Here is a 22,180-nt window from a genome sequence, read left to right on the forward strand (position 1 = left end):
GCGTCGGCAAATCGGCTGCCCCGTCACCGGCGGCGTTTTGCGGGCCGTTCTGTGGCTCGGTGCTCACTGGAAAACTACGGGGATTGGTTGCGGTTGAGACGGCGGGTCGCGCTGAGACGGACAGTCCCGGCTGAGACCGAAAGACCGGCTGAGACCGAAAGCCCCGGCCGTGACCGAATGACCCAGCCGTGACCGAAAGCCCGGCTGAGACCGAAAGCCCGGCTGAGAACGGAAGCCCGGCTGAGAACGGAAGCCCGGCCGAGACCGAAAGACCGGCCGAGACCGAAAGGCCCGGCTGTGACGGGCCCTCTGCGGGCGGTGGTCGAAGCCGGTCTCGACACTGGGGACACCAGACGCCGGTGTTGAGCGCTAGCCGGGCGCTTCGTTGGTCCGGATCACTGATGGTTTTGGGGTGGGGGTTACCGGCGGGAACTCCCGGCGGGCGCGGTGGAGGGCTGGAGTGGCGCCTGCGTTGCGGGGTAGCCACGTGAGCCTGCGTGGCCGTACCAAATGGTTATAGTTGGCCGTGGTTTGGTGGTAGTTGGTCGGCCAGGTCGTATGCGGCTATGTGGGTGTATTTGTAGTCGATCGGGTCGTGGACGCTGTGGGTTCGCGCGTTGCGCCAGTGCCGGTCGAGGCCGTGTTTTGCGGCGGCCGCGCTGGTGCCGCAGAGGGTGAACAGCTCGGAGCCGGCCTCCAGCGCGATCTCGCTGGCGAACGCCTTCGCGGCGGCCACCGCCAGGCTGCCGCGCGCTGCGGCTTCCGCGTCGGCCGGGATCGGACCCACCGCCTCTAGGGTACGGGCGGCCGACTCCAACAGTGCCTCAGCAGCCAGGACACGGGTCGCCAGGCGGCCGTAACGGTGCCGCACGTGCGGGTCGTCGGTAGCCGTGGCCGCGCCATGGCGGACCGCCTCGGTCGACGGGCGCGCCTTCTCCCGCAGGTAGGCTCGGGCGTCCCGCAGCGCGGCACCGGCGATGCCCACCTCGATGGCCGTGTGCACCAGTTGCGCCCGTGCGCCGAGCTGCTGCGGGATCTCGTAGGCCCGCGCGTAGTCGACCCGCAGCCCCGGCTCGACCGGGACCTGGCGGAACGTGGCCGTGCCGCTGATCGTGGCGCGCTGACCGATCATGTCCCAGTCGGTGCCGACCTCGACGCCGTCGGCGTCGCGCGGCACCAGGGCGAGCACCAGCCGGCCGCTCTCGTCGAGGGCGCTCACCGCGATCCAGGCGCTGGTCAGGGCACCGGTCGTGTAGTACTTGACGCCGTCCAGCCGGCCGTCGGCGATCCGGGTCTTCAAGTCCTGGGCGTGTGTGCCGCCGCGCTCGGCCAGGGCGTTGCCGAGCCGCCGGCCGGCCAGGACGTCGCCGAGGATCCGCTTGCGGGCCTCCGGGCCGCCGTGCACGGCGAGGACGTCGACCATCAGGAAGTGGCCCTGCGGGATCTGGGCGATCGCCGGGTCGGCGGCGGCGAGGACCCTGGTCACCTCGGCCAGGGTCCGCGGGCCGAGGCCGGGCCCGCCGTCGGACGCCGGCACGGTGATGCCGAGCAGCCCGGAGGCGTCCAGGGCGGCGACCGCCTCGTGCGGGACGACGTCGGCGCCGTCCCGGTCGCGCTGGATCGCGCCCGGGATCAGGACCTCGGCCAACTGGTGGGCGGCGGTGACCGCCTCGTCATGGGTCTGGGGTACGGCCATCAGCCGATCCTAGGGACCGGCGGCCCTCAAGTGACGTGCGACCGGACCGATCTGCTCCGGCGTCACATCGTGGAGGAGGCGCCGTGCACACTCGGAGTCGAGGGACGCCGTCGTCGCGGCACCGCCGCCCGGCCGGTGGTCTGCCACCGGCCTATCTGGGGCTCGGCGCGCTCTACCTGGCCGCGCTCGTGGTGTCGGTGGTGAACCTGGCTTCGGCGCTGTCCTGGTATGAACCGGCCGCCGAGGTGGCCCGGCTCTCGTTCGGCGTGTTCGGCCTGGTGGCTGCGGTGCGTGCGGCCCGGATGCCGTCGCTCCCGCCGCGGCTGCGGCAGGCCTGGGGCGCGGTCGCCGCCTGCTTCGCGACCCTCGTGGTCTCCGTGCCGCTGCTGATGGCCTTCGGGCGGACCGAGGTGTCGCACTCGCACTGGGACGACGCCACCCACGTGATCTTCGTGGGGGCGCTGGTGATCGCTCTGCAGCGGTTCCCGCTGGCCCCGACCAACGCCCGGGACCGGATCAAGACCGGCGTCGATGCGCTGACCGTGATGGCCGGCGGCTCGATGGTGCTCTGGTACACCGCGATCGGCCCGATGCTGCAGCGCTCCGGCTTCTCCGTCGACGTCCTGTTCAGTGCGGCCGTCTACCCGCTCGGCGACCTGGCGCTGCTGTTCAGCGCGGTCCGGGCCATGCTCCGCGGCGCCGACGAGTCGGCCCAGCGGCCGCTGCGGCTGCTCACCGCCGGCACCCTGATCCTGTTCACCGGCGACGCGGTGCACGGCTACCTCGACGGCCGGTACGGCGCGGAGATGCCGGCGTCGTGGCAGTTCATCTGCTGGATCACCGCCGACGCGCTGCTCGTGGGGGCGGCCGCGGCGCAGGGGCGGGCCGGATTCGTCGCCGCCGCCGACCGCCGTGACCTGGGGATCGGCCGTTACCTGCCGTTCGTGGCGGTCGCCGTGGCGCAGGTGCTGATGCTGACCGAGGCCACCCGCGACGGCGAGTTCTTCCCGTGGGGCGGGCTCGCCCTGGGCGGGGCGGTGCTCAGTGTGCTCGTGCTCTACCGGCAGACGCTGGTGCAGCGGGAGAGCGACGAGCGCGCCCTCACCGACGGCCTGACCGGACTGGCCAACCGCAGCATGTTCCGGAAGGTGTCGTACCAGACGCTGGCCCGCCGTCGCCGGATGGCCGTTCTGGTGATCGACATGAACGGGTTCAAGGCGGTCAACGACACCCTCGGGCACAAGGCCGGCGACCGGGTGCTGGCCGAGTTCGCCTCGGTGCTGCGGCGGTGCGTGCCCGAGCCGGGCCTGCCGGTCCGGCTCGGCGGCGACGAGTTCGCGGTGGTGCTGCCGGAGATCAAGGACGCCGAGCAGGCGTACGAGGTGGCCGGCCGGATCGCCGCGGCACTGGGCCCGATCATGGTCGAGGGGCGGCTCATCACTCTCGCCGCGAGCATCGGCGTGGCCGTCAGCGCTCCCGGCGAGCTCACCCACGACGAGATCGTGCACCGCGCCGACCTGGCCATGTACAGAGCCAAGTCGCTCGGGCCGGAGACCCGCTGGGCGATCTGGCAGGAGTCCCTGGAGCCGTCGACATCGACGCCCGTCGCTGGGCTGCCCCTCGCCGCCTGATTGCTCCGGCTCGTTACGTTGGCGGGATGGTGACGCGGCGCAGCGACGGCATCCTGTCCGCATTCCGCATCGAGGCGGGACCGGAGCCGCGGATCACGTTCCGTGGACGGGCCGGCGGCGCCTGCACCGCGTCCGCGGCGTACGAGGCGCTGCCCGACCTGATCGCGCACTTCTGGTCACCGCCGCCCACTTCGCCGCGGCGACTGACAGGTTTATGCCAGACCCGTCGGATCCGATGACCACATGAAGCGTGCACTGGCACTGATTCTGACCGCCGTACTCGCGCCGCTCGCCGTACCGACGGCCGCGGCGGCCACCCCTTCCCGAGACGCCGTCATCACCTGGAACGAGAATGCCCAGACCGCGATCTGGGACATCGCCCGCGACAACCCGTGGGTGCAGAGCCGCAGCTTCGCCATGGTGCAGGGCGCCGTCTACGACGCGGTCAACGCCATCGCCGGCAAGCCGTACCAGCCGTACCTGTCGGCGCCCCGGACCACCGGGCGCGAATCGACCGACGCCGCCGTCGCGGCCGCTGCCCACCGGGTGCTCACCGCCCTCTTCCCGGCACAGCAGGACCGGCTCCAGGCCCAGTACGACGCCTACCTCGCCGGCATCCCGGACGGACGGGCCGAACGGGCCGGCATCGCCGTCGGCGAGCGCACTGCCGACGCCATGCTCGCGGCACGCAGCGGTGACGGGGCCTTCGGGGTCGAAGCCTTCCCGGTCGGCACCGCTCCCGGTCAGTGGCGGCCCACCCCGCCCACGTTCGCCAACTCCGGGGCGTGGTCGGCCGACCTGCGGCCGTTCGTGCTGCCACGGGCCGACATGTTCCGAACCGCCGGGCCGCCGTCGCTGACCAGTGGCGCCTACACCCGCGACTTCGACGAGATCAAGGCGATCGGGGCGGCGGACAGCGCGACCCGTACCGCTGACCAGACCGACTCCGCCCGCTGGTGGCACGACCGGCGGCTCGGCCAGTGGGAGATCAACCGGCAGCTCGCCGTCACGCAGCGACTCGACGCGGTGCAGACCGCCCGGCTGCTCGCCATGGTCAACATCGCGGCGTCGGACGCCAACACCGCCTGCTTCAACGAGAAACGGCACTGGGGCTTCTGGCGGCCCGTCACCGCGGTCCAGCTCGCCGACACCGACGGCAACCCGCACACCACCGGCGACCCCTCCTGGATGCCGCTGCTGATCACCCCGGGCAGTCCCGACTACACGTCCGGGCACGCGTGCGCGACCGGCTCCAACATGACGATCCTGCGGTTGTTCTTCGGCCGCGACGACATCCCGTTCCACGCGACCAGCGCCGACACCGGGACCACCCGCCACTTCAGCGGCTTCTCCGATGCCCTCGAGGAGCTGATCAACGCCCGGGTCTGGGGCGGCATCCACTTCCGGTCGGCCGATCTCGCGGGCGCCGGGATCGGGGCCAAGACCAGCATCTACCTGTACGTGCACGCCTTCCGCCGCCGCTGACCATTGTCGGACACCGGTGACCGGGCGCTCGCACGGTCACCGGCGTTTGCGGGCCAGTAGTTGCAGTGCGGCCGACCGGTTCCCGTTCATCGTTGCGACGTCGATCCGGCGCTCGGCCACCACGTCGATCCGTCCCCGATCTCCCCCACCGGTCCGGCCCTGACCTTCCCCACCGAATCGGCGATCATCTCCACTGCCGATTCTCCGCTCGTCTCCCACACCGATTCTCCGCTCGTCCGCTCCGTCGATTCGGCGCTCATCTCCCACACCGATCCGGCATTCATCCCCCACGCCGATTCGCCGCTCGTCTCCCACGTCAATCCGGCGCTCATCCCCCGCGTCAATCCGACGCTCATCCCCCGCGTCAATCCGACGCTCATCCCCCACGTCAATCCGACGCTCATCCCCCGCGTCAATTCGGCGCTCGTCTCCCACGTCAATTCGGCGCTCGTCTCCTACGTCGATTCGGCGATCGTCTCCCACGTCGGAACGTGTCAGCAGGGCACGGAGGTGCTCGGCGGTGTGGTGGCGGCACGTCGCCCCGTCGCCCGTGGTGAAGACTCCGTAAGGCGACCCGGTGTAGCGGCGACGATTGCGGTCGTCGTCCTGGAGCAGGAGGTCGCTGACGTGGATCAGGCCACCGGGGGCGAGCAGGCGGTCCAGCTCGGCGATCAGCGCCCGCTGGGCGGCGTCGTCCGGGACGCAGGTGAGCACCGCGAACAGCAGGATGACATCGACGCTCCCGGCCGGGCGGTCCAGGACCGGCGGGGAATCCAGGACCGTGAACCGCAGGCCGGGATGATCACGGCGACCACGCTCGATCAGACCGGCCGAGATGTCGGCGCCGGTGACGTCGGTGAAGCCCTCGGCGGTGAGCTCGGCCATCAGCCGTCCGTAACCGCAGCCGTAGTCCAGGACGCGGGTGTCCCGCGGGACACCGGCCAGCCACTCGTGACGAAGCGGATGGGTGAACGTCTTCGTGACGCCCACGGTGCTCCAGTACATCGTCTCCCTCGCATAGGCCCGGCGGTCGCGTTGCGGCCCGGTGGCGGGTGGACGTCGCGGGGACAGCCACGGGACTGTTCGTAGACCGTACAAAAGATTGAGTTTGATCTTTTTTGTTCTGACACAAGAAATTCATGAACGTCATCATCCGGCGACGTGCGGCTGCCGTAGAAGTGTGTGGTCCGAATCGGACGACACGAAGGAGCCGTTCATGCCCCTCTCCCCCGCCCCCTGATGGCCGGCCTCACCGCCGCGCTGATCACGATCGGTCTGCTGGCCGCCCCCGCCCAGGCCGCCCCACCGGAATCCCGTCGAAGTCGACGGCCCAGACATACCTCAGCGCGCTGACCGTCGCGGCCGAGGCCAACGCGAGCACCTACGATCGTGATCTGTTTCCGCACTGGATCACCATCTCCGGGACCTGCAACACCCGCGAGACGGTCCTGAAGCGGGACGGCTCCAACGTGGTCGTCAGCTCCGCGTGCGCCGCCACCTCCGGCTCGTGGTATTCGTCCTACGACGGCGCGACCTGGACCGCGGCCTCCGACCTCGACATCGACCACGTGGTGCCGCTCGCCGAGGCGTGGCGTTCCGGCGCGAGCGCGTGGACCACCAGCAGGCGGCAGAGCTTCGCCAACGACCTGACCCGCCCGCAGCTGATCGCGGTCACCGACAACGTCAACCAGTCCAAGAGCGACCAGGACCCGTCGACGTGGCAGCCGTCGGTCACCTCGTACCGGTGCACCTACGCCAAGATGTGGATCGCGGTGAAGTACTACTACTCGCTGACACTCCAGTCGTCGGAGAAGACCGCGTTGCAGACCATGCTCAACACCTGCTCCAGCTGACCCCCCGTACCGGAGGGCGGGAGCCGCCGCTCTCCGGTACGGATCGGCCCGATGCCGCGCTGCGCCCGGTGTCCTATCGCGTCTCGGACAGCCGATGTTCCAGGTAGGCGCGACATTCCCGCCATTCCTCGGTCACCACGGAGAACAGCGCCGAATCCCGCAGCCGGCCCTCCTCCCCCGGCGCCCACGAGCGCGACCAGTTCCGCAGCACACCCTCGAACCGCGCGCCCACGCCCACGATCGCTGACCGTGACCGGGCGTTACGCGCGTCCGTGCTCATCCCCACCCGCTGCGCGCCCCAGTTCTCGAAAGCGTTCTTGAACAGCAGATACTTGGCCTCAAGATTGATCCCGGACCCCTGAGCCGACGCGGCCAGCCAGGTGAAACCGACATCGATCGCGGCCAGCGGCTTCCCGCGCGGATCCCAATAGGCGGTCACCCCGACGGCCCGGCCGGTCCGAAGACAGATCTGCGCGTACGGAGTCAAGCCGTCCCGCCCGATCTGCTCCGCAATGTATCCGTCGACGGTCGCGGCGGTCGGCACCCACGTCCAGTCGTAGGAGTCCCGCGACTCCTCAGCAGCCACGGCAAGCCCGGCGGCGTGACACTTGCCCAGCGGCTCGAGACGAACAAGACGGCCGTGCAGCACAGAATGATCCATGAGAGTCCCCTCGGGGTCGCGGCTTGCCCGGCGCGAACCGCACCGAACCCGGTCATCACCCGGGGCACCCCGCCCACGAAGCGGAGGGTTGCCGGCCAGCAAGCCGGGGCTTGACGCTGGCACTCATGACCTGCGCGCAACATACCACCGCCAATCCGCTCCCAGCGTCCCGTTTCCGCAGCCCCCACCACCCGCGCCCCGTTTCCGCAGCGCCCCAGCAGCGACCTGTTTCCGCACCGCCCCACCACCCGCACCCTGCTCCCGCACCGCCCCACCATGCGCGCCCCGTTCCCGCACCGCCCCACCATGCGCGCCCTGTTTCGCAGCGCCCCGTTTCCGCAGCGCCCCCGCGTTCCGTTTCCGCAGCGCCCCGTTCCCCAGCGCCCCACCCGTAGCGCCGGCCACTACTCGAACGCCCGGCAGGTTGCCAGGGCCGACATCGCGCCGCCGCGGACACCCTCAGTTGGCAGGTCCGGTGGCCCGACAGCCGAGTTCTGGACGATTGATGCACTCGCTGCCCGGTCCGGGCACGCTTACCACCCATCGATGGGCGATGATCGAACCCGCACCCGGCAGCGGGCACACCCACGGCCACGGCCACGGCCACGGCCCCGGCCCCGGCACCATGCCCGCCCACACCAACGATCGGGTGCAGCTACGGCTGGACATCGACCACCACCGACGGGCGCTGCCACGGAGATGACAGGTTGCCGGCCGGGGAGGGCGGGACGATTGGCGCAAGAAGCGGTCGGCTTCGGGTTTCGTTTCTCGCGGCTGGCTGTGCCAGTTGAGGACCGGAGCCCACGCTCACGCGCCGCTCGGCACGCACAAGGACCTGTCGACGGACAAACCGCGGGCTACTGATTTGTCGCTTGGCAGTGGTGGTGAGCCAGCTTCTGCTGCCAGGACTGGGCTGCCGTCCGTCCGTCGAGGAGGGCGGGCTGCGAATCGCCGCCGTTATACAGCGAGTTGTTCGGCGGCAGACCCTAACCGTGCCGAGCGATGGCCGACGGGACGGTCATTTCTAAGCGCGGCTGTGCGGTCGGGGACTCGGCGGCTGATCGACGGCGACGGGGTGCGGGCCCTGACTCGAAAGCTCCCTCTTGTAGAGATGACGGATCAGTGGCGGCTGGTGAGGGCGCAATTGGCAACGGAGTGCCTCGCAAGGGGGTGGCCGGTCAGGGGGTGGCCGGTCAGGGGGTGGCCGGTCAGGGGGTGGCCGGTCAGGGGGTGGCCGGTCAGGGGGTGGCCGGTCAGGGAGTTGCCGGTCACGAGGTAGCTGGTCAGGAGGTAGGTGGTCAGGGGTAGCTGGTCAGGAGGTCGGTGGAGATGGAGTGGCTCGCGAGGAGGTGACTCGCGAGGCGGTGGCTCGTCAGGAGGTGGCTCGCCAGGAGGTGATTGATGAGGCCGCGGCTCGGGACGGGGTGGCTGGTGAGGGAGGGGTGGTTGCCAGGGCCACGGCTGCCTCGTCCAGTAGAGGGGCGGCGGTGTCGATGGCCGCGTTGACTATGAAAGCGAAGATCAAGCGGCGGCCGTCGGGGGCGGTCACGTAGCCGGACAAGGCGTTCACCCCGGACAGGGTGCCTGTCTTGGCTCGGACATTGCCGGCGGCGGGGGTGCCTCTCATGCGGTTGCTGAGGGTTCCGCCGATCAGCGGGGCCGGGTCTCCGGCCACCGGCAGCGCCGCGCGGAACGCTGGGAACCAGGTGCGCCGCTGCGCCCTCTCCAGAAGCGTGGTCACCTGGCGCGCGGTCACCCAGTTGCGGCGGCTCAAACCGGAGCCATCACCCATGGTCAACAGCCGGGTGTCCACGCCCAGCCTGCCCAGGGCTCTGGTCGCGGCGGCCAGCCCGGTCGGCCAACTGCCGGGCCTTACCGGGTCGGTGGCCCTCGACATCGCCTTGACGAGCAGCTCGGCGATACCGTTGTTGGACAGCTTCAGGAATGGCGGCAGGATCTCGGCCAGCGGCTGTGACGTCTGCGTGGCCACGGGACGGGTGCCGCCCGGCACGGTGCCCCGCAGGGTCCGCCCGGTGATCGTCACCCCGTGTCGCCGCAAGGCTGCGCGGAACAGCCCGGCGGTCGTGACGGCCGGGTCCGGCACCGAGACCAGATCCGCACCGGAACGGCCCGCCGCCACATTGCCGGTGACGGTGATGCTTGCGGTTCCGTGGGTTCGCACCGCTCCGATCGTGTCCCCACCGTCCCCGGTGACGGCTCGATTGACGACCCGGACGGTGCCGGTCGGCGGCCACACCCGGATCGTCGGGCGGCGGCCGTTCACACCCTGATACCGGATCTCCACGGCGGCGTTGTCGAACCGTGCGTTCGCGGCGAACGAGAGCGCTGACACGGGTGCGGTCGATCCGAACGGCTCGTCCTGCCACGACCAGTCCAGGCCCAGTGGCACCCGGTCGAACCATGTGTCGTCCAGGATCAGCCGTGCATAGCGCTTCGTCCGCGCTCGTGCCACCGATGCGGCCAGCCGGTCGATGCGCTGAAATGTGAGGGTGGGGTCGCCCTCGCCTCGCAGGTAGAGGTCACGGCCACGCGCTCGCACCGTGGTACGGAAACGGTAGTCGGCGCCCAAGACCTCGAGTGCGGCCGCGGCGGTCAGCAGTTTCTGAGTGGACGCGGGGAGCACCCGTGATTCCGCGTCACGCTGATAGACGATCCGGCCATCGGACGCGTCCCGCACGTCCACCGCCACCGTGGAGCCGGGTGGCCGCCGGCCCGCGAAGATCCGGTCGAGCACCGCCACGAGCGGATCCTCGACGTCGGTGACGGAAGCAGCGGCGGCGGTTACGGCACCGACGACCGGTGACGCAGTGGAGACCGGTAGGGCATTCGCAACCGGTAACGCAGTGGTGGTCGATAAGGCAGGGGCGGGTATAGCAGCGACTGCGGGTGCGGGCAGGGCCAGCAGGGCACCGATGAGGACAACCGCGACAGCACGCATCGGCTCGATGGTCACACGGTGGCGGCCGCCGGCGGCGCGACCCACCGGCACCGTCCCCCTTCGGATGACCTGCACTCCCATGCCCGCCATCGTGCCCGCCGGGATGGTGCGGGCACGATGGCGCCAGGGTGACACTTCGCGGTAGCGCAGGCACTACCCCGAAGCGACCGCGCGGGTACTACCCCGAAGCGACCGCGCAGGCACCACCCCGAAGCGACCGCGCAGGCACCACCCCGAAGCGACCCCGCAGGCACCACCCCGAGACGGGCGGCACGGCCCGCCGCAAGGCGACGGGAATGTGGGGCGTCAAGCCGCGCCCAGCAACTGCAGGGTCCGCTGGTCGGGCCCGTCGTAGAAGCGATCCAGGACCTGCTCGAAGACGGCGGGTTCGTCGGCGGCCCGGGCGAACAGCGTCATCGACGAGCGCAGTTTCAGGTCGTCCGGGTGGCCGAGGATCTCGCCCGCGGTACGTCCGTGGTGCCGGAGCAGCGCTTCAGCACTGGAGACGAGGCGCGGCCCCAGCACCGGATGGGCCAGGTACGCGCGGGCCTCGTCGAGGTCGTGGATCGCGTAGCGCCGGGCGGTGGAGCTGGATCCGAGCCCGTCGAGCTGGGGGAAGACGAACCACATCCAGTGCCCACGCTTGTGCCCGGCGATCAGCTCGGCGAGCGCCGATTCGTGGACGCCGTCCTGGGCGTCCACGAATCGGGTCAGGTCAGCCACGGGCGCGCCGCGTCTCCCGGGCGTTGGCCTTCTGGATCGCGTCGACCAGCTCCGGCTTGGTCATTCTGGACCGGCCGCTGACGTCGAGCCGCTTGGCGATGTCGAGCAGGTGCTGTTTGCTGGCGTTGGCGTCGACTCCGCCGGCGGTCTCGGCTCTGGTGTCGCGTCCACCGGCGGCCTTGGCGTCGCTGGGCCCCTTCTTCTCCTTGGGCTCCCAGTGGTCGCCGACCTTCTCGAACGAGTGCTTGACCGCGGAGAACGCGGTGCGGTGCGCCCGCTCGCCCTCGCCGTACTGGTCGACGGCGGAGTCGTGGGTCTGGATGAACGTGTCCTGCGCCTTCTTCGGGGAGCGCTTGAGGGTGTCGGGGAGTTCGTCACGTCCGGGCATACGGTGGAAATGCCCGCGCCAGGGCCCGGCAAACGCGGGCCCTGGCGCGCCGGCGGTCAGCCGCCGATCGGGGTGAGGGTGTATTTCGGCAGGTCGGACTGCCCGGTCTGGCCGTCGTCGGTGGTGTAGCTGCCGTCGGCGGCGATCGTGTAGTACCGGTACCGGCCGACGCGGTCCTGGACCATGATGCTGTCGATCCACCATTCGCCGGGTGTGGTGGTGGCGGGCAGGGTCCCGGCGAGCTCCCAGCCGTTCTCCTCGTCGCCTCCGGCGGAGCCGAGCCAGCTCTCCGCGCCATCGGTACGGATGTGAGCCGAGAACCCGATGATGCCACTCTTGTCATCCTCGGCGTCGATCTTGATCCGTACCGCGCGGTCGACGCTGTTGTCGCCGCTGGACGGGCCGATCATCGTGGCGCCGCTCATCGTGATGGACGGTTTCTCCAGGTCGGAGGCTTCGTCGCCGATGATGGTCAGGGTCGCCGGCCAGTCGACGCCGTCCTGCGCGTCGTCGGGCCGGTAGAGGCTGCGGTACCGGTTGGCCTTGTCCCACAGCGTGATCGCCTGCACGCGCCACTCTCCGGCGGGCAGGCGGGCGGGGACGGTGCCGGTGACGTCCCAGACGCCGTCGTTGACGGTGCCGTCCTTGAGCTCGCTGTTGCCGAGGTTGGCGCTCGGCCCGTTCGGCTCGGTGACGCGGGTGAGCGAGATCCCGACGGAGTTGACGCCGGCCAGGTCGTCGGTGACGGTCAGGCGCAGGGTCGCCGTGCGGTCCTCGGCGTTGTCGAGTTCCCGGGCGGTCCGCCATTCGGTGCCGGTGAGGTCGGCGAGCGGCGGTGCGGCGTCGTATTCGCCGGTGACGGTGAGCGGAGCCAGGGTGACGGTGCCGGCATCGCTGTTCTCCGGGGTGATGCTGCCCTGGACGGTGGCGGCGCCTTCCGGGGTGACGTTGTAGATCGTCCAGCGGTGCACCCGGTCGGTCAGGTAGATACTGGCGACGGTCCATTCGCCGGAGCGGGACAGTGCCGGCAGGGGCCCGCTCATCACGAACGTGCCGTCGTGTGTGTGGCCGGTGGCCGGGCCCTCCCAGGTCCACAGGTTGAGGCTCGGGCCGCTCTCGTCGGGGTTGCGCAGCTGCACCGAGCCGTAGACGATGCCGCTGCGGTCGTCGGTGAGGTGCCCGCTGAGCTTGATGGTCTGTTCCTTGGAGTTCTCGACGCTCGGTTCGATCTCCCACTTCAGGGACGCCAGGTCGATCAGTGGGATGGCCTTGTCGGTGCACTTGTCGCCACCGGCGTCGTCCGGGTCGGGCACGCACGCGTTGAGGCCGGGGCCGCCCTCGACGTCGTCGTTGCCACCACCGCCGTCCATCCTGTCGTCGCCGATGCCGCCGTCCATGCCGTCGTCGCCGTTGCCGCCGTTCATGTCGTCGGCGCCGTCGCCGCCGATCAGCTGGTCGGTGCCGTCACCGCCCTGGATGACGTCGTCGCCGCCACCGCCGTCGAGCTGGTCGTCGCCGTCCCCGCCGACCAGCGCGTCGATGCCGTCGCCGCCGGACGCGACGTCATTGCCCGTACCACCGTCGAGTTGATCGTCGCCGGGGCCGCCGGCGAGTTTGTCGCTGCCGTCTCCACCGGCGGCGATGTCGTTGCCGGCGCCGCCGCGCAGGGTGTCGTCGCCCGCGCCGCCGCCGACGGTGTCGTTGCCGGCGCCGCCGTTGACGCCGTCGCTGCCGCCGCCGCCCTCCAGGTGGTCGGTGCCCTCGCCGCCGTCGAGCCGGTCGCTGCCCTCGTCACCGCTGAGCGTGTCGTCGCCCTCGTCGCCGCCGGCCACGTCGTTGCCGTCGCCGCCGTTGACGATGTCGTCGCCCTCGTCGCCGGCGAGCGTGTCGGCGCCGGGACCGCCGTCGAGGGTGTCGGCGCCGGGGCCGCCGATCACCCGGTCGCCGCCGGAGACCGGGTCGAGCTCGGTGGCGCCGCCGCCGACGGTGTCGTCGCCGGGGCCGCCGTCGACGAGGTCGGTTCCGGTGCCGCCGTCGACGATGTCGGTGTCGTCGCCGCCTTTGGCCTGGTCGTTGCCGGCGCCGCCTTTGACCCGGTCGTTGCCGGCGCCGCCGATGACCGTGTCGGCCCCGTTCTCGCCGTCGAGGTCGTCGTCGCCGGGACCGCCGTCGACGACGTCCCGGCCGCCGCCACCCTTGATCACGTCGTTGCCGCCGAGCCCGCAGATCACGTCGTATCCGTGGGTGCCGAACAGGCGATCGTTGCCGACGGTTCCCACGACCGTGCAGGCCTTGCCGGTGGCGGAGACCGGCTTGCCGCCGGCATGCGCGGGTGCGCCCGTGAGCGCCACGATGAGCGCGGCGGTGACGGTGATTCTCATGACCGGACTCCCAATCACGGATGACTACGGACTCCGCCGCCGACCGGCAGCAGGGTGAAACGCGGGAAGTTCGACTGGCCGCTGAGCAGGCCGTCACGGGTGGTGTAGGAGCCGTCCGCCTGGACCCAGTAGACGCGTTCCCGGCCGACCCGGTCGGTGATGTAGATACCGACGACACGCCATTCGCCGGGGGTGGTGCCCTGCGGCAGGCGGCCGGACAGCTCCCACACCCCGTCCTCGCCGGCCGGGGCGATCGGGTCGAGACGGCCCTGCGCGCCTTCGGTACGGAAGTCGGCGAAGATGCTGCGGATGCCGCTGACGTCGTCCCCTGCCCGGATCCGCAACCGGACGGTACGGTCGGCGCCGTTGTCCGCCGAGGTCGCGCCGACGTACTCGCCCCAGCTCATGTCGGCCGTCGGCCGTTGCAGGTCGGAGACGCCGGTGACGGTCAGCGGGGCGATGCCGGCCAGGCGGTCGCCGGTGATCGTGCGGGTCCGGCCGGTCCGGTCGGTGAGGGAGACGACACCGACCCGCCACGTGCCGGCCGGCAGGTGTGCGGGCACGGCGCCGCTGACCTCCCAGGTGCCGTCGGTGGCGGTGCCGGTGGCGAGCCGCCCGTCGACCAGGGTGACGGTCGGCGCGTCGAGGCCCGCGCCGTCGAGGGTGGCGGTTACCCGGATGGCGCCGCTGAGGTCGTCGGTGACCGGGACGCTGAGCGTGACCGTACGATCCTCGCTGCTGTCCAGGTCGGTGGGCGTGGTCCACGCGGCCCGGCTGACGTCGGCGTCCGGGGCGGTGCTGTCGGTGACGCCGCCGACCCGCATCGGCGGCAGCGTGATGACGCCGGATTCGAGCTCCCACCCGTCGACGGTGTCGGCGAGGGTGTACGCCCCGTCCGGCGCGACGGTGTACCGGCTGTAGCGGAAGACGTTGTCCTGGAGGTAGACCTCGGACAGCGTCCAGTCGCCGGTGATCGAGTGGGCGGGCAGCTCGCCGTTCATCGCGAACACGCCGTCGTGGGACTGCCCGGAGATCAGCTCGGCGCCGTGGAAGCCGACGGTCAGGGCCGGGCTCTGCGGGTCGGGGCTGGTGAATTTGACCGAGACGTACATCATGCCGCTGCGGTCGTCGGTGACGTGGGCGCGCAGCCGCAGCGGCCGGTCGGCGCGGTTGTCGACGGCCGGGTCGGTGACCCAGGTCAGCGAGGCGATGTCGAGGCGGGGCGCCTTCCGGTCGGTGCACCGGTCGCCGGCCTCGTCGCCGGGATCGTTGACGCAGACGTTCGAGCCGGGACCGCCCTCGACGACGTCGTCACCGCCGCCGCCGTCCATCCGGTCGTCGCCGGTCCCGCCGTCGAGGCTGTCGTCGCCGTCGCCACCGGAGGCGGTGTCGGCGCCGGGCCCGCCGCGGATCGTGTCGTCGCCGGTTCCACCGCCGAGGGTGTCGTCGCCCCCGCCGCCGTTGACGCCGTCGCTGCCGCCGCCGCCCTCCAGGTGATCGGTGCCCTCGCCGCCGTCGAGCCGGTCGCTGCCCTCGTCACCGCTGAGCGTGTCGTCGCCGGCCCCACCACCGGCCACGTCGTTGCCGGCACCGCCGTCGACCGTGTCGGCCCCGTCGTCGCCCTTGAGGGTGTCGGCTCCGGGACCGCCGTCGAGGGTGTCGTCGCCGTCGCCGCCGATCACCCGGTCGCCGGCGCTGACCGGGTCGGGCTCGGCCGTACCGCCGCTGACCGTGTCGTCACCCGGACCACCGTCGGCCAGGTCGGCGCCCGGGCCGCCGTCCACGACGTCGGCGCCGTCGCCGCCTTTGACCTGGTCGTTGCCGGCGCCGCCGCCGGCCCGGTCGTCGCCCGGGCCGCCGATGACGACGTCGGTGCCGTCCTCGCCGTCGAGGTCGTCGTCGCCGGGACCGCCGTCGACGACGTCCCGGCCGCCGCCACCCTTGATCACGTCGTTGCCGCCGAGCCCGCAGATCACGTCGTATCCGTGGGTGCCGAACAGGCGATCGTTGCCGACGGTTCCCACGACCGTGCACGCCTTGCCGGTGGCGGAGACCGGCTTGCCCGCTCGTGTCGCGTGAGCCGGGCTCGCGGTGAGTACCGCCGCCACTGCGGCGGCGATGCCGGCCGACCTCATGCGCTCAGTCCTTCACCTTGATCTTGACGGCCTTGGAGGGCGCCGAGACCCCGGCCGCGTTCACCGCCAGCACACGCAGGGTGAGGTTGCTGCCCTTCTTGAGCTTCTTGATCGTGCAGGCACGGGAGGCGGCCGGCGCGGTGCAGCGGGCCACCACACCGGACTTGCCGGACACCTCGGCCCGGTATCCGGTGATCGCGGCGCCGCCGTTGCTCTCCGGCGCCTTCCATCCGGCGGTGACCTTGCGGTCCGACGACTTGGCGGTGACCGAGCGGGGCGCGCCGGGGACGGTCCACGGGGTGGCCGCCACCCGGGTCTGCGCGGGGCCGGTTCCGGCCGCGTTCGTGGCGGTGACCTCGACGAACAGCTTCCGGCCGCCGGTCAGTCCGGTGAGCACGCACGTGTACCGGTTGCCGGGCGCCTGACAGGACGCCTCCGGGGCGCCGCCGGTCGCGGTGCGGAAGGCGCGCGCCGTGTAGCCGGTGATCGCGCTCCCGCCGTCGGAGTCCGGCACGACCCAGGTCACCGTGATCCGCCGGGCGCCGGGTGTGAGATCGAGATCCTGCGGGGCGTACGGCGGCCGCGCCCCGTCGACCGGCCCGGGTGTGGGCGAGGCCGACGGCTCGGGCTCGCCGGACGGCACGGGCTCGGGCGACGGCGTGGGGGACGGCGACGGCGAGGGACCGGGATCGGGTACGGCCGTCGCCACCACCGCCACCCGGGCGGCCGGGTCGCCCTCGCCGAGAGCGTTCACCGCGCTGACCGCCACGTGGTAGGTGCCGCCCGCGTCCAGCCCGTCGATGGTGCAGTAGCTGTCGGTGGTCTCGCAGGACCCGGCCACGGCGCCTCCCCCGGCCGCGGCGTAGGCGCGGGCCCGGTAGCGGGTGACGGCCGATCCGCCGGTCCTCGACGGCGGCTGCCAGAACACGGTGGCGGTGCCCGCGCCGCCCTCGCCCTGGACCGCCGCGGGTGCGCCGGGGGCGGTGGTGGTGCCGGCCCGGGAGGCACGGGAGTAGAGGGCGGCCGTGGCCAGGTCGGCGCCGAGTCCGATGTCGGGCGCCTCCAGGCGTACCCCTCCGTCGGTCGCCGTGGCGGTGACCCTCTGAGGCACGGTCGCGTCGCCGCTGGTGACCAGGTCGAAGCCGGTCGACGCGGCCGCCGCCGCGCTGGTGCCGGCGGCCGCGAAGTACGGCGCGGGCAGGAAGATCGTGAGGACGTTGCGGACCGCCTCGCCGGAGGCGTCGAGTTGCGGGTTGCCGAGCACGCCGAGGCTGACCGGCGGGGAGCCGCCCGGGTCGTAGGTCAGCAGGTCGGCGCGGGCCTGCGCATCGGTGGCGAGGTACGCCCCGTCGAGTCCGGTGGTGTAGACGCCGGCCGAGCCTTCGAGGTCCTGGGTGCGGCCCTCGAAGCGGTACACCGTGGGGTCGGCGGTGGTGTCGCTGTCGCCGCAGGAGTAGCCGGCCGTGCAGTCGGTGTCGGTACGCCAGGCCGTCGGGGTGGCCCGCCCGCTGATGGTGAGCTCGTACTTCCCGTCGGTGACCGAGCGGCTGACCCGCAGTCCGGCCGCGGTGGCGTTGGTGAACCGCGGCACGAACGTCCCGGTGCGCAGCACCAGTTCCAGGGTGCCGCCGGTGACCGACGCCGGCTTGCCCGCCCAGTCCTCGACCGACCAGCGCACCCAGTCGCCGTAGTCGTCGGACTGCGTGACCGCGGAGACGGCCAGCCCGGCCGTGGCCACCGGCTGCGACGAGCCACCGGCGGGGGTGATCGTCGCCGAGGCGATGCAGTAGACGGACTCCGGGCCTGCGCAGGTGGTCTCCCACGCGCCGGCCGGCAGGTCATCCGGGGTCTGAGCCGGGGCGAGACCCAGCGGCAGAGCCGCCAGCAGGGCGATCGCGGCGGTTCGGGTCGGCATCGGGTTCTCCGTTCACGTCCACACTGACGACATAAAAGTGATCGGCACCACAAACCATCAACTGAGCGCGTGCACCCGCTCGACAGTCGGTCACGGCTGCGCCGACGGGGTCCGCAGGGTGAACTTCGGGATGGCCGACGTGCCGGTGAGCTGCCCGGTCGAGTCGGTGTACGTGTCGTCCGTGCCCACGGTGTAGGTGCGCTGCCGGTTGGCGTTGTCGTAGACGGTCACGCGGCACACCCGCCACTGGCCGGGCGTCGTGGTGGCCGGCAGGGTTCCGGCGAGCTCCCAGATCCCATCCGTCTGCTCGGCGCCGACCGAGTAGAGGTAGGTGTTGGCGCCCGTGGTGCAGAAGGTGGCCGAGATGCTCGCGACGCCGCTGCGGTCGTCCGCCGCCTTCACTTCGAGCCGTACCGGCCGGTCGGCGCCGTTGTCGGCCTCGGTGGCGCCGATGTAGCGACCCCAGCTCATGTCGAGCGTCGGGGCGGCGGTGTCCGAGACGCCGCCGGTGACGGTCAGCGGCGGGACCCACGACTCGGCCGGAGTATCGCCCTGCTCGACGAACCGGACCCGGTTGGTCGCGTCGTACGCCCACACCGTCGTCACCTTCCACTCGCCGGTGGGCAGGTACGCGGGCAGACTGCCGGTGAGCTCGACCGAGCCGGAGAGGTGCTCGGACAACTGGGTGCTGTAGAGGTACACGCCGGGCCCGTCCGGGTCGGCCCCGGTGAGGCGCGCGCCGACCCAGGTCACCCCGGTCAGATCGTCGGCCGCGTCCAGGCGGAGGGTCACGTCGCGGCGCTCGCTGTTGTCCAGGGTGGTGGACGTCAGCCAGGTCGCGCCGGCGACGCCGATCTCCGGCGCCTCGTGGTCGTAGTCGTCGCCGGTCAGGACCAGCGGGGTGAACACGAACCGGTCCTCGACCGGGATCTGGCCGTCGGAGCTGGTGTGAAGGGTGTAGTCGCCGTCCGCCTCGATGTAGTACTGGGACTCGCGGTAGACACGGTCCCGGAGCTGCACCATCGTGATCGTCCAGTCGCCGGGGACCGACATCCGGGGCAGGGTGCCGGTCAGCTCGATGACACCGTCGTGCCGATAGCCGGTGACCGGCTCCCCGCCGTGCACCCAGAAACCCGGGCCGCCGGGCTCGGGGCTGCTGAACAGCACGCTCGCGCTGATCAGGCCGCTGCGGTCGTCGGTGACGTGCACACGTACCTTGACCTGGACGTCCTGGGTGTTGGCCACCGGGCTCTCCACGGCCCAGCTCAGTGACGCGACCTCGATGCGGGGCGAGTCGGTGTCGGTGCACTTGTCGCCACCGGCGTCGTCCGGGTCGGGGACGCAGGCGTTGAGGCCGGGGCCGCCCTCCACGTCGTCGTCGCCGCCACCGCCGTCCATGGTGTCGTCGTCGAGGCCGCCGTCCATGGTGTCGTCGCCGTCACCGCCGTCCATGGTGTCGTCGCCGGCGCCGCCCTGCATCGTGTCGGTTCCAGCGCCGCCGTCCATGTCGTCAGCGCCGGGGCCGCCGCTCAGCCGGTCGCTGCCGTCGCCGCCGGTCAACTGGTCGTCACCGTCGCCGCCGCGGACCGTGTCGTCACCGAGGCCGCCGGCCACGGTGTCGTCGCCGGCTCCGCCGCTGACGCCGTCGCTGCCGTCACCGCCGTCCAGGTCGTCGGAGTCGTCACCGCCGTCCAGGCGGTCGGCGCCCTCGTCGCCGGTGAGGGTGTCGTAGCCGGTGCCGCCGGTGGCCTTGTCGTTGCCGGTGCCGCCGGTGACCTCGTCGTTGCCGCCACCGCCCTCGATGACGTCGGCGCCGGGACCGCCTTGCAGCTTGTCGTCACCCTCCCCGCCGATCAGCCGGTCGGCAGCCTTGGCAGGCTCCGGTTCGACCGCGCCGCCGTCGATCTCGTCGTCGCCGCCACCGCCCTCGATGATGTCGTTGCCGGCGCCACCGTCGATGATGTCGCCGTCGTCACCGCCGCGCAGGGTGTCGTTGCCGGCGCCGCCCTTGAGCGTGTCGACCCGGGACCGCCGATCAGGATGTCGGCTCCGGCCTCCCCTTCGAGCAGGTCGTCGCCGGCGCCGCCGTCGAGGGTGTCCTTACCCGGCCCACCACGGATCCGGTCGTCGCCGCCGAGGCCGCAGATGACGTCGTCGGCCGGGGTGCCGGCCAGTACGTCGGCGCCAGGGGTGCCGACGATGGTGCAGGGCCGGCCGTTCGCCGCGACCGGGCCCGTGGCGTGGGCCGGGGACGGGGCGAGAGCGACGATGATCGCGACGGTGGTCGCGGTGCCGTACCGCTGGGAGCGGGTGATTCGCATGGGGCCTGTCCTCTGTCGCGCAATGGGCGGGGGTCAGCCGCGGACCTTGATCCGGATCGGCTCGGAGGGAGTGGAGACGCCGGCCGCGTTCACGGCCATGACCCGCAGGGAGTAGGTACGCCCGGCGGTGAGCCCGCTGCGGAACGCGCAGTCACGGAACGCCGGTTTGTTGGTGCAGCGGGCCACCAGGCCGGACGAGTCGGACAACTCGGCCCGGTAGCCGATGATCGGGGTGCCGCCGACGCTCGCGGGCGCCTGCCACGAGGCGGTGACCCGGCCCCGCGCCGACGCGACGGCGACCTTGACCGGAGTGCCGGGGACCGTCCACGCCGCGGCGGCCGGCATGGTGGCCGGCTCCGGTCCGCGACCGGCCGCGTTGACCGCGCTGACCGCCACGTAGAGCCGGTCGCCGGCCAGCCCGGTCAGAGCACAGGTACGGACCTCGCCGGCGGCCTCGCACGTGGCCACCGGCACACCCCGGGCCGACGTGCGGTAGGCGTTGGCGACGTACCCGGTGATCGGCGCGCCGCCGTCGTCGCCCGGCGCGGTCCAGAAGACGTTGAGCACGCGGGGCCCGGGGGTGAGCCGGATCCGGCGCGGCGCGGCGGGCACGACCGGCGCCGGGGTCGGCTCGACCGACGGGGTCGGTGTCGGCTCGACCGACGGCGACGGCTCGACCGACGGGGACGGCTCGACCGACGGGGACGGCGACGGTGTCACCGGGGGTTCCTCGACCGGCGGGTCGGAGGCCCTCACCGTGACACGACCGGCGGGTGCGCCCTCACCGAAGGTGTTCACCGCGCTGACCGCCACCCGGTAGGTGCTTCCCGGGGTCAGGTCGGTGAGCCGGCAGGTCAGAGCGGTGGTCTCGCAGGAGGCGGCCACGGTGCCGCCGACGGCCTCGGTCCACGCCCGGGCGCGGTAGGCGGTGACCGGAGCGCCGTTGACCGCGGCCGGGGCCCGCCACTCGATCGTGGCGCTGCCGCTGGCGCCGGCCGCGGTGACCGAGCGTGGAGCGCCGGGGCCGCTCAGGTTCTCCGTCCCGGAGGGTGTCGGCCGGTAGTGGACGTTCAGGGGCGACAGGTCGGAGCCGATGCCCAGGTCGTTGAGGTCCATCCGTATCCCGCCGCCCTGGACTCCGCTGACGGCGAGGGGATGCCGGTCGGGGTCGCCCGTGGCGACCACGTCGAAGCCGGTGGCCGCGGCTGCGGTCGGGGTGGTGCCGCCCGAGGTGAAGTAGGCCGGCGGCAGGAAGATCGAGAGGTTGTTGCGGACCGCCGCGCCGGCCGCGGTGAGATGCGGGTTGCCGAACGCGCCGAAGGAGAGCGGCGGGTCACCGCCGGGATCGTGGGCCGGGAGGACCGGCCGCGCCTGCAGGTCGCTGTTGACGTACGCGCCGTCGAACGCCGTCGTGTACGCCAGCGGCATGCCCTCCAGATCCTGGGTGCGACCCTGGAACACGTATCGGGGCGGGTCGGCCATGCTGTTGAGGTCACCGCAGGACACCGCGGCGGTGCAGTCGGCGTCGCTGTTCCAGTGCACCTGGGTCGGGCTGCCGAAGATGTTCAGCAGATTGGCGCCGTCGAAGTCGGTGGACCGGAAGACCAGCAGCCCACCTTTGGCCACCGCGTCGGTGAACCGCGGCACGAAGGTGCCGGTGTTGACGACCAGATGCACCGTGCCGTTGCGGATCTCGGGCGGTTGACCGTCCAGGCCGGCCAACGACCAGTCGATCCAGTCGCCGAAGCCGTCGGAGACGGTCTGCACGGTCAGGGTGAGACCCAGGTCGGCGGGGGCCTGCGGCGGCATCGCGCTCAGCGGCAGGATCTGTGCGTCCTCCACGCAGTAGACGGCGGCGGCGTCGGCACAGGACGCGTCCCACACCCCGATCGGCAGGTTGTCCGGGGTGGCCGCTCGGGCCGGGACCGCGGGGAGGCCCGCCAACAGCAGCGTCGTGACTGCGGCCGACACGGCACGGCGGCTGGGTTTCCGAATGGCGGGCATCGATCTGCGCTCCGTTCACGTCTTCTTT

At 72.0% G+C, this 22,180-nt stretch carries 16 protein-coding genes, 2 pseudogenes and 1 riboswitch; of the genes and pseudogenes, 5 read left to right on the forward strand and 13 right to left on the reverse strand.

Going from position 1 to position 22,180, the window contains the following annotated elements; all coding sequences use genetic code 11:
• Positions 1-514 precede the first annotated feature (514 nt).
• Positions 515-1,696, reverse strand: a complete 1,182-nt coding sequence (locus ACQPZW_RS33080; protein ID WP_433789938.1) for an acyl-CoA dehydrogenase family protein — start codon at positions 1,694-1,696, stop codon at positions 515-517.
• A gap of 83 nt (positions 1,697-1,779) precedes the next feature.
• On the opposite strand from ACQPZW_RS33080, the gene ACQPZW_RS33085 reads away from it, so the two are divergent.
• Genes ACQPZW_RS33085 through ACQPZW_RS33095 form a run of 3 tightly spaced genes read left to right on the forward strand, consistent with a single transcriptional unit; the run spans position 1,780 to position 4,812 of the window.
• Positions 1,780-3,327 (forward strand): diguanylate cyclase domain-containing protein, encoded by a 1,548-nt coding sequence (locus ACQPZW_RS33085; protein WP_433789939.1) that lies wholly within the window; start codon positions 1,780-1,782, stop codon positions 3,325-3,327.
• A gap of 26 nt (positions 3,328-3,353) precedes the next feature.
• Positions 3,354-3,566 carry a hypothetical protein gene (locus ACQPZW_RS33090; protein ID WP_433789940.1) on the forward strand — a complete coding sequence of 71 codons (213 nt, stop codon included), beginning with the start codon at positions 3,354-3,356 and terminating at the stop codon, positions 3,564-3,566.
• Positions 3,567-3,570: 4 nt separating this feature from the next.
• Positions 3,571-4,812 carry a vanadium-dependent haloperoxidase gene (locus ACQPZW_RS33095; RefSeq protein ID WP_433789941.1) on the forward strand — a complete coding sequence of 414 codons (1,242 nt, stop codon included), beginning with the start codon at positions 3,571-3,573 and terminating at the stop codon, positions 4,810-4,812.
• A 36-nt stretch (positions 4,813-4,848) separates the two neighbouring features.
• On the opposite strand, the gene ACQPZW_RS33100 is transcribed toward ACQPZW_RS33095, so the two are convergent.
• Positions 4,849-5,697, reverse strand: coding sequence for a class I SAM-dependent methyltransferase (locus ACQPZW_RS33100; RefSeq protein WP_433789942.1), 849 nt, complete (start codon positions 5,695-5,697; stop codon positions 4,849-4,851).
• A gap of 425 nt (positions 5,698-6,122) precedes the next feature.
• On the opposite strand from ACQPZW_RS33100, the gene ACQPZW_RS33105 reads away from it, so the two are divergent.
• Positions 6,123-6,665: an HNH endonuclease family protein gene (locus ACQPZW_RS33105; RefSeq protein ID WP_433797686.1), complete on the forward strand. Its 543-nt coding sequence runs from the start codon at positions 6,123-6,125 to the stop codon at positions 6,663-6,665.
• A 73-nt stretch (positions 6,666-6,738) separates the two neighbouring features.
• On the opposite strand, the gene ACQPZW_RS33110 is transcribed toward ACQPZW_RS33105, so the two are convergent.
• Positions 6,739-7,326, reverse strand: a complete 588-nt coding sequence (locus ACQPZW_RS33110; RefSeq protein WP_433789943.1) for a GNAT family N-acetyltransferase — start codon at positions 7,324-7,326, stop codon at positions 6,739-6,741.
• Between the two features lie 14 nt (positions 7,327-7,340).
• Positions 7,341-7,457, reverse strand: a riboswitch (SAM riboswitch).
• Between the two features lie 422 nt (positions 7,458-7,879).
• On the opposite strand from ACQPZW_RS33110, the gene ACQPZW_RS33115 reads away from it, so the two are divergent.
• Positions 7,880-8,029, forward strand: a complete 150-nt coding sequence (locus ACQPZW_RS33115; protein ID WP_433789944.1) for a hypothetical protein — start codon at positions 7,880-7,882, stop codon at positions 8,027-8,029.
• Positions 8,030-8,698: 669 nt separating this feature from the next.
• Here ACQPZW_RS33115 and dacB read toward each other — a convergent pair.
• From dacB to ACQPZW_RS33165, 10 genes and pseudogenes are all read right to left on the reverse strand, one after another.
• Complete coding sequence (gene dacB, locus ACQPZW_RS33120; RefSeq protein ID WP_433789945.1) at positions 8,699-10,366, reverse strand: D-alanyl-D-alanine carboxypeptidase/D-alanyl-D-alanine endopeptidase; 1,668 nt, start codon at positions 10,364-10,366, stop codon at positions 8,699-8,701.
• Between the two features lie 225 nt (positions 10,367-10,591).
• A complete protein-coding gene (locus ACQPZW_RS33125; protein WP_433789946.1) occupies positions 10,592-11,008 on the reverse strand; it encodes a DUF1810 domain-containing protein in 417 nt (138 codons plus the stop codon).
• Positions 11,001-11,396, reverse strand: a complete 396-nt coding sequence (locus ACQPZW_RS33130; RefSeq protein WP_433789947.1) for a ChaB family protein — start codon at positions 11,394-11,396, stop codon at positions 11,001-11,003. The genes ACQPZW_RS33125 and ACQPZW_RS33130 overlap by 8 nt, the downstream gene beginning before the upstream one ends.
• Positions 11,397-11,452: 56 nt before the next feature.
• A complete protein-coding gene (locus tag ACQPZW_RS33135; RefSeq protein ID WP_433789948.1) occupies positions 11,453-13,777 on the reverse strand; it encodes a calcium-binding protein in 2,325 nt (774 codons plus the stop codon).
• A gap of 14 nt (positions 13,778-13,791) precedes the next feature.
• Positions 13,792-15,912, reverse strand: a complete 2,121-nt coding sequence (locus ACQPZW_RS33140; RefSeq protein WP_433789949.1) for a calcium-binding protein — start codon at positions 15,910-15,912, stop codon at positions 13,792-13,794.
• 4 nt (positions 15,913-15,916) lie between these two features.
• Positions 15,917-17,827, reverse strand: coding sequence for a fibronectin type III domain-containing protein (locus tag ACQPZW_RS33145; RefSeq protein WP_433789950.1), 1,911 nt, complete (start codon positions 17,825-17,827; stop codon positions 15,917-15,919).
• 90 nt (positions 17,828-17,917) lie between these two features.
• On the reverse strand, positions 17,918-19,441 hold the full coding sequence (locus ACQPZW_RS33150) for a hypothetical protein (RefSeq protein WP_433789951.1): 1,524 nt from the start codon (positions 19,439-19,441) through the stop codon (positions 17,918-17,920).
• Between the two features lie 21 nt (positions 19,442-19,462).
• Positions 19,463-19,813 (reverse strand): annotated as a pseudogene (locus ACQPZW_RS33155) (calcium-binding protein); the annotation flags it as partial.
• 77 nt (positions 19,814-19,890) lie between these two features.
• Positions 19,891-20,148, reverse strand: a pseudogene (locus ACQPZW_RS33160) (hypothetical protein); the annotation flags it as partial.
• Between the two features lie 33 nt (positions 20,149-20,181).
• The gene (locus tag ACQPZW_RS33165; protein ID WP_433789952.1) at positions 20,182-22,152 is read right to left on the reverse strand and encodes a fibronectin type III domain-containing protein; all 1,971 of its coding nucleotides are present in this window, start codon (positions 22,150-22,152) and stop codon (positions 20,182-20,184) included.
• Positions 22,153-22,180: the final 28 nt, after the last annotated feature.

This window comes from Actinoplanes sp. CA-252034 (genome assembly GCF_050956125.1).
GTDB lineage: Bacteria > Actinomycetota > Actinomycetes > Mycobacteriales > Micromonosporaceae > Actinoplanes.